At 73.4% G+C, this 13,654-nt stretch carries 8 protein-coding genes; all 8 read right to left on the reverse strand.

What is annotated here, in order from left to right; genetic code table 11:
- Window positions 1-144: 144 nt before the first annotated feature.
- Window positions 145-2,862 (reverse strand): Hsp70 family protein, encoded by a 2,718-nt coding sequence (locus AB1460_RS03510; RefSeq protein WP_368959106.1) that lies wholly within the window; start codon window positions 2,860-2,862, stop codon window positions 145-147.
- A gap of 558 nt (window positions 2,863-3,420) precedes the next feature.
- Entirely contained in the window at window positions 3,421-4,407 is a 987-nt protein-coding gene (gene meaB / locus AB1460_RS03515) for a methylmalonyl Co-A mutase-associated GTPase MeaB (protein WP_368959107.1), read from the reverse strand.
- Window positions 4,408-4,412: 5 nt separating this feature from the next.
- The gene (gene scpA / locus AB1460_RS03520; RefSeq protein ID WP_368959108.1) at window positions 4,413-6,725 is read right to left on the reverse strand and encodes a methylmalonyl-CoA mutase; all 2,313 of its coding nucleotides are present in this window, start codon (window positions 6,723-6,725) and stop codon (window positions 4,413-4,415) included.
- The gene (gene mutA, locus AB1460_RS03525) at window positions 6,725-8,614 is read right to left on the reverse strand and encodes a methylmalonyl-CoA mutase small subunit (protein WP_368959109.1); all 1,890 of its coding nucleotides are present in this window, start codon (window positions 8,612-8,614) and stop codon (window positions 6,725-6,727) included. Before mutA ends, scpA begins: the two co-directional genes overlap by 1 nt.
- Before the next feature lie 207 nt (window positions 8,615-8,821).
- On the reverse strand, window positions 8,822-9,688 hold the full coding sequence (locus tag AB1460_RS03530) for a sulfite exporter TauE/SafE family protein (RefSeq protein WP_368959110.1): 867 nt from the start codon (window positions 9,686-9,688) through the stop codon (window positions 8,822-8,824).
- Between the two features lie 200 nt (window positions 9,689-9,888).
- Window positions 9,889-10,344 (reverse strand): tellurite resistance TerB family protein, encoded by a 456-nt coding sequence (locus AB1460_RS03535; protein ID WP_018638159.1) that lies wholly within the window; start codon window positions 10,342-10,344, stop codon window positions 9,889-9,891.
- A 149-nt stretch (window positions 10,345-10,493) separates the two neighbouring features.
- Entirely contained in the window at window positions 10,494-12,905 is a 2,412-nt protein-coding gene (locus tag AB1460_RS03540; RefSeq protein WP_368959111.1) for a hypothetical protein, read from the reverse strand.
- Between the two features lie 108 nt (window positions 12,906-13,013).
- Window positions 13,014-13,613, reverse strand: coding sequence for an adenylate kinase (locus AB1460_RS03545; RefSeq protein WP_368959112.1), 600 nt, complete (start codon window positions 13,611-13,613; stop codon window positions 13,014-13,016).
- Between the last annotated feature and the right edge of the window lie 41 nt (window positions 13,614-13,654).

Genomic DNA, 13,654 nt, shown 5'->3' on the forward strand with positions numbered 1-13,654 from the left:
CGTCCGACCACCCCTTCCCCGCAGGCCGCCAGAACGACGTCCGGCCGCCACGCCGTGGAGCTGCGTGACGGCCGGACGAGGACTCGAAGGTCCCCCAGCGGGAAGGTGACGAGCGGCGGCGCTGGCCGCCGGGCGCTCTGCTGGTCAGGCGGTGACGGCGGGTACGCCCCGACTCAGCTCGTCGACGCGGGCGACGTTCTCGTTGATCGTGCTGTCGGCCCGCGGGACGTAGTGTGCGTCGAACGCGATGTCCTTGCCGTTCTCCATGTAGTAGCGCATGAAGGCGGCGGTGCCGGGCTGGCGCAGCGCGTCCTTGCGGGCGTAGACGAACACAGGCTTGCACAGTGGCAGGTAGTAGCCCGTCCCGGCGGTGACGGCGTTCGGCTCGACACAGCCGTCACCGTTGTTGATCTCCAGGCCGCGCAGGCGCGGCCCGAACGTCTCGTAGGTCGGGAAGTCGAGGAAGCCCATCGCCAGCCGGTCGCCCGCCACGTCGTTCGCCACGCCGCTGAGGTCGGTCTCCTGGTACTGGCGGGAGCGGTCGCTGGCGTCGTTCACGGTGGCGTTGAACACCTGGGCCTGCACAGTGTCGCGCGACGGCCCGACGAAGGTGATCGGCTCGTCCGGGAAGGAGGAGTCGATGTCGCTCCACCGGGTGATGCTCGAGCCGGCGTCCCAGATCTCACGGATCTGGTCGAGGGTCATGCACTGGGCCCAGGTGTTCTCCGGGTTCACCACGATCGGCAGAGTGTGGTGGGCGACCTCGAAGCCGACGATCTGGTCCGCGCACCCGGCGTCCTGCGAGAAGCTGGGATCGAACTCGAAGGACGCACCGGCGACGTCGACCTCACCCGCGCACAGCTTCGCGAAGCCGTCCTCGGTGGTCGAGGCGTTGACGCTGACCGTCACGCCCGGCTCTACCTGGCGGAAGCCGGCGTAGGCGGTCTCGCTGATCGGCGCGACCTCGGCGGAACCGGCGACCAGCACCGTGTTCGGCCCCCGGGTGACCGGGGTGGGCGCCGCGCTCGCCGGCGGCGGCTGCGTGACCTGCGGTGCGGTGACGGACAGCACGCTGCTCGGCGACTCGTCGTCGTCGCCACCGGCCAGGACCAGACCGAAGGTCGTGGCCGCGGCGACGAACACGACAGCGGCCGCCGCGGCGGCGATCGTCGTCCGTGACCAGCCGGCGAACGGGCCGCCGCGGGCGGCCGACGACCGCCGCGCGGCCCTGTCCCCGGGGCCCCCGGCACCGGCCGCGCCCGTGTTCCCGGGCCCCGCGCCGGTCCAGGACGCCCCGGGGGGAACCGGCCCCGACCCGGCACCGGCGCCGGTCGGGTGGCCACCCGACGGGGCGACGACCTCCATGCCGCCGAGCACCGTGGCCATGCTCGTGTCGTAGGCGCCGGCGGACGTCGCCGCCGTGTCGCCGGACCCCCACGGATCTCCGGGGCTGCCCCCGGGAGTGCCCGCGCCGGCGGCCTGGCCGGAGCGGTCGCCCCCGCCGATCATCGTCGCGTCGGGGTCGGATCCCTGATGGCCGGGCACCGGCCCGGTCGACGGGTAGGACCCGGCCGGCGGCACGGACGTCACCGGCGGAAGCGAGAGCGCGGGCGGCACGGATCCGGCGGGGGGCACGGAACCCATCGGCGGGACGGAGGTCAGCGGTGGCACGGAACCCGCGGGCGGGTAGGCGCCCGGCTGCGACACCAGGCCCCACGGTGGCACGGAGGAGGGCGCCGGCGCGTTGGCGGGCGGCCGGATGATCGAGGTGATGTCCTCGCCCGACGCGCGTTCGGCGAGCCCGGCGGCGATCAGCGCGGCGCCGGTGGCGATGTCGTCGTCCGAGCCGTACTGCCAGCGGCCGACGGTCGGGAACGCCGCCCGCATCTGGGCTCCGACCAGCGGCATCCTCGCGGTGCCACCGTAGAGGATGACGGTCGACAGGTCGGCGGCATCGGCCTGGCCGCTGCGCAGCGCCTGCCGGAACGCCCGCACCGTGTCCTCCACGACCGGGGCGACGAGCATCTCCAGGTCGGCCCGCCGCAGGGTGGCCGAGGTCCCCGTGACACCGGGAACGGCGAACGCGACCTCGACCTCGTCCTCCTCGGCGAGGTACTCCTTGGCCTGCGCGCACTCGGCCCGCAACCGGCCGAGCGCCACCGCCACAGCGGTGTCGGCGAGGTCGAGCCGGTCGCGGCTGCTGCCCGCCTGGGCCAGTACCCGGTCCACCAGCAGGTCGTCGATGGCGGTGCCGCCGGCGCGGCTCAGGCCGGCCGGGGACCCGAGCTTGTCGAACCCGAAGGGGCTGAAGGACAGCACCGCCGTGTCGAGATGGCCGGCGCCGAAGTCGTAGAAGCCGACCAGGTCGACGGTCCGGGCCGACCGGCGGCTCAGCAGCAGCGTGCCGATCGCGTCCGCCGAGGCGCAGGTCGTGACAGGCGCGGAGACGTCCGACAGCTGGCTGACCGCCTCGGCGAACGCCTCGCGGCGGTGCTCGGGCCAGAAGGTCGGGTGCGCGATGACGATGTGGTCAGGCTCCTCGCCGCGGGCCGCGACGACCTGGCTGACCAGATGCCCGACGAGCCGGGCCAGCAGGCCCTCCGGGCTGTAGGCCGCGCCGCCGACCAGGATGTGGCCGGGCTCCCCGACCCGGTGCAGGAAGCCGCTCGCCGCCCGGTCAGGGTCGGCGGTGGCCCGCCGTGCGGCGGACCGGCCGACCAGCACGCCCCCTGCCGGGGGCACGTAGAGCACGGACGGCACATCCCGCCCACCGCCGACGGTGAGCACAGCGGGCCAGCCGCCGTCGGCAACCGCGAGAACCGTCGTCGCCGACCCGACATCGATACCTAGTTGGTAACCCACTGGATCCTCCGGCTTTCCTTCGTCCGCCGTCCGCCATGGCTGATGCGGACGGACGCCGCGTGGTCCCCCCGGTTCCCCTCGGTGCATCCGACGCCATCGGCATCCGATCGGGTCGTTCACACAACGACGAAAGATCCGGCGGCCACATCGTAGGCCTTCCGACCAGGTGCGCCATATCCGGTAGCGGACATCCGTATCAGAAGGCGGACACCATCAGGAGCCCCGCGCCCGACCGGCCACGCGGGCCCGGTGTATGTCGTCGGGCCGGAAACGGCACCGGAGAAATGCCGCAGGCCGGTAGCGAGCCGATGAAGCAGAGACGCGGCGCGGGGTATCGGGTGCGGAGTATCTCGGATGCCCGGCCGCGCTAATCAGTCCCGTACGCGGCGATCAGGGTGCACAAACGAAAAGACCTCCGTGTCGACCCGGATCTTTTCCGTGTTCTGGCGCCGGCCGGTGTCCGGGTCGACATCCACGAATGCGCGACGCTTCGACACACCTCGATACCCGCACCTGGCCTCCCACTCCCGCCCGCGGCCACCCGGGCACGGACGGTGCCTACGCGTCGAACGCCTCGAGGATGGCGTCGGCGGCGAGGCTGGGGGTCAGCGCACCGTCGCGGACCCGGCGCTCGATGTCGGCGGTCACCGCCTGGACGCCGGGGTGGTCACGCAGGCGGGTCAGCAGCCGGTCCTGGACCATCGCCCACGTCCAGTCGACCTGCTGGCGGCGGCGGCGCGCGGCGAGCTCCCCGGACGCGTCCAGGGTGTCCTGGTGCTTGATGACCTGCGCCCACACCGTGTCCAGGCCGGTCCGCTCAGCGGCGCTGCAGGTCAGAACCGGTGTCTGCCAGTCGCGGGCGCCGCCCTGCAGGAGCCGGATCGCACCGGCGAGCTCGCGGGCGGCCCGGCGGGCGTCCAGCTCGTGCGGCCCGTCGGCCTTGTTGACGGCGATGACGTCCGCCAGCTCCAGGACGCCCTTCTTGATGCCCTGGAGCTGGTCGCCGGTCCGGGCCAGGGTCAGGAACAGGAACGTGTCGACCATGTCGGCGACCGTGGTCTCGGACTGGCCGACCCCGACCGTCTCGACAAGAACCACGTCGTAGCCGGCCGCCTCCATGATGACCATGGCCTCACGGGTGGCCTTCGCGACACCGCCCAGCGTTCCCGCGGTCGGCGACGGGCGGATGAAGGCCGCCGGATCGGCGGACAGATCCGCCATCCGCGTCTTGTCACCGAGGATGCTGCCGCCGGTGCGGGTGGAGGACGGGTCGACCGCGAGCACCGCCACCTGGTGGCCCTTCGCGGTGAGCGTCGTCCCGAGCGCGTCGATGAACGTCGACTTGCCCACCCCGGGCACGCCGGTGATCCCCACCCGCCGCGCCTTGCCGGCGTGCGGGAGGAGGGTCACCAGCAGCTTCTGCGCGGCCTCGCGGTGGTCGGGCCGACTCGACTCGACCAGCGTGACGGCCCGCGCGATCCACATCCTGGACGACGCGAGGACGCCGTCGGCGTACTCGGCGACGTCGACGACCCGCCGTGCCACCGCGGTCAGGACGACTCGACGGGCCCGGCGGACCCAGCGGCCCCGGCCAGGCCGGCCGGCTCACCCGGCCCCGCCGGATCACCCGGCTCGGTGTGGCCGAGCTGCTCGGACAGGGTTTCCAGCAGCTCGATCGCCGCGTCCGCGATGACCGTTCCGGGTGGGAAGATCGCGGCGGCACCGGCGGCACGCAGCGCGTCGAAGTCCTGCGGGGGGATGACCCCGCCGACGACGACGAGGATGTCGCCCCGGTCGAGAGCGGCCAGTTCCTCCTTGAGCGCGGGGACGAGGGTGAGGTGCCCGGCGGCCAGCGAGGACACCCCGATGATCTGCACGTCCGCCTCGACGGCCTGGCGGGCCACCTCGGCGGGCGTCTGGAACAGCGGGCCGACGTCCACGTCGAAGCCGATGTCGGCGAAGGCCGTGGCGATCACCTTCTGGCCGCGGTCGTGCCCGTCCTGCCCCATCTTGGCGACGAGGATGCGGGGGCGCCGGCCCTCGGCACGCTCGAAGGCGGCGGCGGCATCCCGGGCCGCGGCGATGTTCCCGGCCGGCCCGGCTTCGTCCCGGTACACACCGGAGATCGTACGGATCTGGCCGGAGTGGCGCCCGTAGACCTTCTCGAGGGCGTCGGAGATCTCCCCGACGGTGGCCTTGGCGCGGGCGGCGTCGACGGCCAGCGCGAGCAGGTTGTGGGACAGGTCGGCCGGCCGGCCGCCGCCCCGGGCCGCGTCGGCGGCGGCGGTGAGCGCGTGCAGCGCGGCCTCGACGGCGGCGGTGTCACGCTCCTCCCGCAGCCGGCGCAGCTTCTCGACCTGGCCGGTCCGCACGGCGGAGTTGTCGACCTTGAGGACGTCGATGGCCTCGTCGGCGTCCACCCGGTACTTGTTGACGCCGACCAGCGGCTGGCGGCCGGCGTCGATGCGGGCCTGGGTGCGGGCCGCGGCCTCCTCGATGCGCATCTTGGGGATGCCGGCGTCGATCGCCTGCGCCATGCCGCCGGTGGACTCGACCTCGCTGATGTGCGCCCAGGCCTTGCGGGCCAGGTCGTAGGTCAGCCGCTCGACGTAGTGGCTGCCGCCCCACGGGTCGACCACCCGGGTGGTGCCGGACTCCTGCTGCAGCAGCAGCTGGGTGTTGCGGGCGATCCGGGCGGAGAAGTCGGTGGGCAGCGCCAGCGCCTCGTCGAGGGCGTTGGTGTGCAGGGACTGGGTGTGCCCCTGGGTGGCCGCCATCGCCTCGACGCAGGTGCGCACCACGTTGTTGAAGACGTCCTGGGCGGTCAGCGACCAGCCGGACGTCTGCGAGTGGGTGCGCAGGGATGTCGAGCGCGGGTTCTTCGGCTCGAACTGGTTGACGAGGCGCGCCCACAGCAGCCGGGCGGCGCGCATCTTGGCGACTTCCATGAAGAAGTTCATGCCGATTGCCCAGAAGAAGGACAGCCGCGGCGCGAAGGCGTCGATCGCGAGCCCGGCGCCCAGGCCGGCGCGGATGTACTCGACGCCGTCGGCGAGGGTGTAGGCGAGCTCCAGGTCGGCGGTCGCCCCCGCCTCCTGCATGTGGTAGCCGGAGATGGAGATCGAGTTGAACTTCGGCATCCGCTGCGAGGTGTACGCGAAGATGTCCGAGATGATCTGCATCGACGGCTGCGGCGGGTAGATGTAGGTGTTGCGGACCATGAACTCCTTGAGGATGTCGTTCTGGATGGTCCCGGCGAGCTGTTCCGGTGCCACCCCCTGCTCCTCGGCCGCCACGATGTAGAGCGCCAGCACCGGCAGCACGGCGCCGTTCATGGTCATCGAGACGCTCATCCGGTCCAGCGGGATGCCCTCGAAGAGCTGGCGCATGTCGTAGATCGAGTCGATGGCGACACCGGCCATGCCCACGTCGCCGGTGACACGCGGGTGGTCGCTGTCGTAGCCGCGGTGTGTCGGCAGGTCGAAGGCCACCGAGAGGCCCTTCTGGCCGGCGGCCAGGTTGCGCCGGTAGAAGGCGTTCGACTCGGACGCGGTGGAGAAGCCGGCGTACTGGCGGATCGTCCACGGCTGGGTCACGTACATCGCCGGGTACGGGCCGCGCAGGTAGGGCGCGGCACCCGGGTAGGTGCCCAGGAAGTCGAGGCCGGCGGTGTCGGCCGCGGTGTAGAGCGGCTTCACCGCGATGCCCTCGGGCGTGTCCCAGGTCAGGGCGTCGACGTCCTTGCCGGTGGCCTCCTCCAGCGCGGCCCGCCAGCGGGCCTCGTCGGCGTCGGCCCCCGCGGGCGCGCCCAGGGCGATCTCGGAGAAGTCGGGGATCCCGGAGAAGTCGGAGATCGAGGACATCAGGCCACTCCCGCCTCTGCCAGTGTCGTGCGCAGCACCTCGACGGCGTTGCAGCCGGCGAAGACGTACCCGGTCACCCCGGCGGCGGCATCGGTCTCCGCCCGGGCGCCGGCCTTGCCGGCCAGCCAGACCCGCGCGGCCCCCGCCGCGCGCAGCGCCTCGGCGACCGGGGCCGCCCATTCGCTGTACACCTTGTCCGCCGAGCACAGGCAGGCGACCTTCGCGCCGGACGCCGTGAACGCGGCGGCGATGGCCGCCGGGTCCGTGCCCGGGCCCCCGGCCGGGGTCTCCAGGCCGCCCGCCTGGAACAGGTTCGCGGCGAACGTCGACCGGCCGGTGAACGCCGACACGCTGCCGATCGTCGCCAGGAAGACCACGGGCCGGGCACCGGTCGCCGCGAGGTGGGCGTCGGAGCGGGCCCGCAGCTCCTCGTAGTCCTGGTCGTAGGTGATCGTCGGCAGGCCACCGGCCGCCGCCGCCGCGGGCGGGGCGGGGCGGCGTTCGGGCAGCGACTCGGCCAGGTTCGGGAACTCGCTCACCCCGGTCAGCGGATCCCGGCGGTGCGCCAGCGCGTCCGCGCGGGCCGCCCAGGTGGCCGCGAGGCGGCCCCGCAGCGACCCGTCGGCCAGCGCGGCCGCGATGCCGCCGGCCCGCTCGATCTCGGTGAAGACGGCCCAGGCCGCCGCCGCGAGCTGGTCGGTGAGCGTCTCGACGTACCAGGACCCGCCGGCCGGGTCGACCACCCGGATCAGACTCGACTCCTCCTGGAGCAGGGTCTGGGTGTTGCGCGCGATGCGGCGGGAGAAGTCGTCGGCGAGCCCGAGGCGGGCGTCGAACGGCAGGACCGTCACCGCGTCAGCGCCACCGACCCCGGCACCGAAGCAGGCGACCGTCGTGCGCAGCATGTTCACCCACGGGTCGCGGCGCGTCATCATCGCCGACGAGGTGACCGCGTGCTGGCGCTGCGCCCGCTGCTCGGGAGCCGCCCCGCAGACCTCCGCCACCCGCGCCCACAGCCGCCGCGCCGCCCGCAGCTTCGCGATCGTGAGGAACTGGTCGGCGTTCGCCGCGTAACGGAACTCCAGCTGGCCCAGCGCCTCGGCCAGACCCAGCCCGGCGCCGGTCAGCTCACGCAGGTAGGCGACCCCGGCGGCGATCGAGGCGCCGAGCTCCTCGGCGTCGCTGCCACCGGCATCGTGGTATGCGCGGGCGTCGACGACCACCGTGCGCAGCCGCGGGTACTCGGCCGCCACCCGCGGCGCCAGCGCCCGCACCGCCGTGAAGTCGGGCGTGGCCCCCGTCCGCGCCGTCAGCCCCAGCGGGTCGGCGCCGAGCACTCCGCTCAGCTGGGACGCCGGGACATCACGCTCGCCGGCCAGTGCCAGGAACGCCTCCGCGGCCGGCTCGGTGAGCGGGCCGGCGTCCAGGATGACCGGGGCAAGATCGAGGTAGACCTCGCGCAGCACCTCGGCGAGCCCGTCCACCGGCAGGCCCGCCGGGCCGAGCCGCAGCCACAGGGACGTCACGCCGTTCTCCAGGTCGGCGAGAACCGCCTGGGCCGTGGCCTTCGGATCAGGATGCGCGTGCAGGGCACGGACGTCCCAGCCGTCGGTGTTCGCGCCCTGCGGTCGCCCGCCGCGCACGAACGGGGCCAGGCCGGGCAGGCCGGACGGATCCAGCCTCGCACCGTCGGCCGCGTCGTAGAGCGGGCGGATGCTGATCCCCTCGTAGGTCGAGGTCGCGATCAGGTCCTCGGCCTCGCCCGGGCCGGTGCCCTCACCCGCGATCCCGGATTTACGCAGTACGCCGAGGACGAGGCGGCGCCACTCGTCCCTGGTCGCGCCCGGGAAATCGGCGGCGAACTCCAGCTCCACCGGTGGAACGGTCATGGGACGGAATCGTAGGGGCCCAGAGCCCCACGGGCCCGGAATGTTTCGCCCGTCACAGCTGGTCGGACCGGTCACGGCGGCCCCGGCCCCATGCTGCGCCCCCGCCGACGGCGTGTCCGGTCGTCGGTGGCGCCCGTCCTGGTGGGCCGCCTGCGACCCGTCTGCGACCCCTCTTCGGCCCGCCGACGGCCGGCGCGGTTCCCCGGGTCAGCCGCGGATCAGCAGCACCACGGCGACGACAACACCCAGCACGACCACACCGGTGCGCAGCACCGGCGCGGGCAGCAGCCTCGCCACCCGTGCCCCGAGCACCCCGCCGCAGGCCGACGTCACCAACAGAATCCCGGCGAACGCCCAGGCCACCTGCGCCGTCACCAGGAAGACCACGACCCCGACCGCGTTCACGCCGAACGAGAGCAGGGTCTTGAGGGCGTTCGTCCGCTGCAGCTCGTCAACGAGCAGGATGCCCAGGACGCCGAGCAGCAGCACCCCGAGGCCGGCGCCGAAATAGGACCCGTACGCCCCGGCGACGAACACACCGATCCTCGTCGGCCAGGTGATGCCGGCACCCGCGGCCGCGGGTGCCGCCGCCGCCGGTGCCGCCGCCGCCGCTGGTGGTGGTGGCGGTGGCGTACCGCTCAGCGCAGCGGCGGGAGGGTGGGCGGCGGTCGACGCCACCGCCGCGGCCCGGCGGCGGGCGACCAGCGCGGCCAGCCGGGACTGCACGGCCAGCAGCAGGCAGGCGGCCAGGACGAGGAACGGTACGGCGGTCTTGAAACCGTCGGACGGCGTCAGCAGCAGGATGACGGCACCGACCAGGCCGCCCAGCAGCGCGGCCGGGCCCAGCGCCTTCAACCGGTAGGCCTGCCCGCGCAGCTCGTTGCGGTAGCCGAGCGCCCCACCGGCGTAGCCGGTGACGAGGCCGACCGAGGAGGTGATGTTGGCGGTCAGCGCCGGCACTCCGGTGGCCAGCAGCGCGGGGAAGGCGATCAGGGTGCCTCCGCCGGCGATGGCGTTCACGGCACCGGCGAGCAGCCCGCCCCCCGCGACGAGGGCCGCGTCGGCTGGTCCCACGGGTACTCCGTCCGGTCGTGGCCGGCCGCTGTCGGCCCGCCACCCGCCGGACCCGCCGCGGCGCGGCCACGCCACGGTGGCCGCCGGCCTCACCCTGGTCCGATGACTCCGCCTCTGCCAGGGATTGCGGCCCAGCTCACGGTCTCACCAGCCCGGAAGACTCAGACGGTCACCGAGACCACCAGCCACCTGGCGCTGGGTCAGAGATCGAACTCCTCCGGGTTGATCCCCACCGCGAAACACGCCTCGCGGACGATCGCCTGCTCGGTCTTGTCGAAGTTGCCGTCGGCGCCACCGATCACGATCCCGATCTGGATCACCGCGCGCGCCTCGGTCGGCTTCTTCTTGACCTTGCCGATCTCCTGCAGGACGGACACCTTGCCGAAGTCGAAGTCGGCCTGCAGCTTCCCGAGGTAGTCGTTGAACCGGCGCTGGAGATCGTCCGCGGCGAAGTTGGACAGGACGTCGTTGCTGACGATCAACGAGGCGACCCGCTGGCGCTCGGCCGGGTCGATGGTGCCGTCCGCGGCGGCGACGAGCGCGCACATCGCCATGCTCGCGTCCCGGAACGCGCCGCTCTTGAGGTCGTTCTTCTTCGCGTTGAGCTGGCCCTGCATGCTCTGCGCGGACTGCCGTAGCTGGTTCCAGATCGGCACCTGTGCTCCTTTGCCGGTGGCGTGTCCGGTATCGGCGGAGACCCTGTGGTCTCCGGTACGGGTCAGGTCAGGGCCGGGCCCCGCCCGAGCTAGGTCAAGCGTCCCACGAGGTCAACGGACGACAACCGGGCAATGCTCCCCCGCCGCGATCAGCCCGCACCGTTCAGGCGGTCGATCGCCAGCGAGGCGTTGCCGATGTTCACGAAGTCGACGGCGATGAACGTCGGGCGCCGGCCCTGCGCGGACTCGCAGGCCCGCGCGCGGCCGAGGATACTTTCGGCGCTGTTCGCGACCAGCGCCGCCTGCCGGCTCGGCGCCGCGTCTGTCACCCAGTGGTTGAGCAGGAGCAGCGGGGCGCCCGCGGGGCCGCGTTCCCGGGTGCAGCCGGTGAGCTTGTCCGTCGTGTCGATGGAGAACGGTGTGTCGGAGGCGTAGCGGTAGAAGCTGCGCAGGAAGGTCCCGGGCAGATCCTGGCTCTCGGTGAAGATGACGAGGCGCCGCCCGCTCTCGATCATCTCCCGCAGGCGGGGCCACCGGTCCCCCTCGGCGGGCGGCGTGACGACCAGGGGTGACAGGCCGGCCTGCGCCACCGCGCCGGCGATCTCCGGCGCGGGCACCTGATCCTGGATGAGGAGGGTGACCACCTCGGTCGGGTTGCGGGCCATCCACTCCCCGACCCGGGCGAGCTCGGCGGAGAACTTCAGGGCGCCGAGCTGGCACAGGTTGTGACACAGCCACAGCCCCGGCCGCGACGACCGGGCGTTGCGGGTCAGCGGCTCGATCGCGGACCGGGTCGACGGCGGCAGGGTCGCGAGGACCGCGTCGACCTGCTCCGGTGTCGTCCAGTGGTGGACGTCGATCAGCAGCCCCCGCACGCCGAGATCAAGCTGGTGCACCAGCGACGGGTCCTGGGTCGGGCCGAGGAAGCGGTCCTCGCTGGTCGCCATGGCGTTGTGGGCGGCGAGGTTGGTCACCTCGTCGTAGCGCCGGTCACACAGCGCGGTCTGGCTGTTGCACAGGTCGCGCGCGTTGGCCGCGGCGCCCGGGAACGCGAGCCAGGTCAGCGCCGTCATCACCGGCACGGTCACCGCGAGGCCGGCGACCAGCCGGCGCCGGCGGCCCGCCTGGCTCCACGCCCGCGACACCCGCAGCAGGAACGCGGCGCCGAGGACCACCCCGCCGACGACCAGCGTCCAGCCGACGATGCGCAGGTAGTCGGCCTCGATGTCGCCGTAGGCGTGCCGGGAGAAGTCCGCGAGGACGGCGCCGGCACCCGGGGGCAGCGGGCTGCCCGGCTTCTCCAGCGCCAGCAGCGGGTTCGGCAGCGCGATCCGCAGGGCGAACCCGAGCAGGGCCGCCGCGACGCCGGCGGTGAGCACGGCACCCGCCACCGCACGGATTCGCGAGCGCCCGCGCGCGCCCGCGACCATCACGATGCCCGCCCCGATCAGCCCGACCAGCGCGAGCAGGGCCACCGTCAGCCCGTCGAGCGCCGCCGCCACGTCGTGCAGCCGGGACACGGCGCTGATCGCGGGTTCCTCGCGCAGGTCGGACAGCCGCAGCCCCAGGTCAAGCACGGCGCCGTCGGCGAGGTGCGTCTGGAGCTGGCCGATCGCCTGCTCGTCGCCCTGGAACAGCAGCGGGCCGATCAGCGCCAGTGCGCCCGCGATGTTCCCGGACCGCAGGTCCGCACGCAGCGGGCCGGCCACCTCCTCGTGCTCGGCGGGCGGCAACCGGCCGAGGACCGCCTCGACCACCCGGTCGGTGTCCTGCGCCGACAGCTCCATCGTGGGCAGATCCGCAGGGGGGCGACCAGCCATGATCTCGTCGATGGCGGCCAGCACGGCGCGGGTGAACTCGGTCACGGACTCGACCTGGTAGCTGGTTCCCGACCCGAGCTCGCCGGCGATGTACCGGTTGGCGAGACCGGAGATGTTGCCGAAGATCGGGGTCAGGTCGACGCTGAACGCCAGGTCGTCCTCACGCGCGGCCAGGTAGTCGACGACCCGCCGGATCTGCTCGTTGGTCATCTCCTCCACCGTCGACGGTGGGAGGACCGTCCGCAGGTTCGCGGTGACGAGCGTCGAGTCGATCGGCAGGCCGGAGAGCAGCCCGTCCACCGCAGGGTCGGGCAGGACCTCGGTGTAGAGGCGGTCGTAGGCGTCGGCCCGGCTCAGCGCCTGGGAGTAGAAGTCGGCGCTCAGCACCGTGGTGCGGGCAGTAGTCAGCACGACCACCGGTAGCCACACCAGGGCGAGCAGCACGGCGAGGGCCCACTGCGCGGCCCGGAGCCGCCTCCCGCCCGTCGGCGCCTCGCCACCCTCGGCACGCGGGCGGCCCGGGCCCCCGCCTCGCCGCGGCCGGCTCTGCGCACTCCGCCCGCGGCCACCACCAGCACCAGCATCGGCACCGGGCCCGGCCTGCCGGCGTGGTTCGGGAACCGCGGCCACCCCGGAGCCAGGCTCGGCCGCGCGGCCGGGCGTCTCTGCCGAGAAGCCCCCGGCGGCGGGATCAGGCGGCGTGGAGCGGCGCAGGAGACGCCCACGGAGCCCAGAAGCCATCGGTCATCCCCGACCTGTCACCGTGTCCGTTCACTGACGGCTCCCAACTTATCCCGCATCTCCCGGTCCGAGATCACCTGACCGCTTTCGGGGCACGGGAAGGCCACCTCAGGGACGGCTGGCCCGTACCTCCGGGTGTGCCACGGCGGCGAGCACCTCCTCGATGCGGGCGAAGACCTCGTCCGGTGACCCGGAGCCGTCGACGCTGCGCAACAGACCCTGCTCCGCGTAGTGGCTGCGCAGCGGGGCCGTCTCCGCGGCGAAGACCTTCAGCCGCCGGCGCGCTGTCTGCTCGGCGTCGTCCCGCCGGCCCTCGGAGACGGCACGCCGGCTGATCCGCTCGAGCACCTCGTCCTCGCCGACCACGAGGTCGATCACGAGGTCGAGCGGGCCGCAGGAGGCGCCGAGCATCCGGTCCAGCGCCTCGGCCTGCGGCAGCGTCCGCGGGAAGCCGTCGAGCAGGAAGCCCACCTCGCAGTCGACGCCGGTGGTGAGGCGCTCCGCGACGATGTCGAGCACGATCTCGTCAGGGACCAGCTCGCCGGCCCGGACGTAGTGCTCGGCCCGGCGGCCCAGCGCCGTACCGGCGGAGATCTGCTGGTCGAAGAGCTGACCTGTCGAGATCGCCGGGACGCCGTGCCGCGCGCTGAGGCGGGCGGCCTGGGTTCCCTTGCCTGCGCCGGGCGGGCCAAGCAGCACGAGCCTCATGGCCAGCACGTTACCGGCAGTTGAGCATGGGGTAGCCGCGT

This window comes from Parafrankia sp. FMc2 (assembly GCF_041008525.1).
Classification (GTDB): domain Bacteria; phylum Actinomycetota; class Actinomycetes; order Frankiales; family Frankiaceae; genus Parafrankia.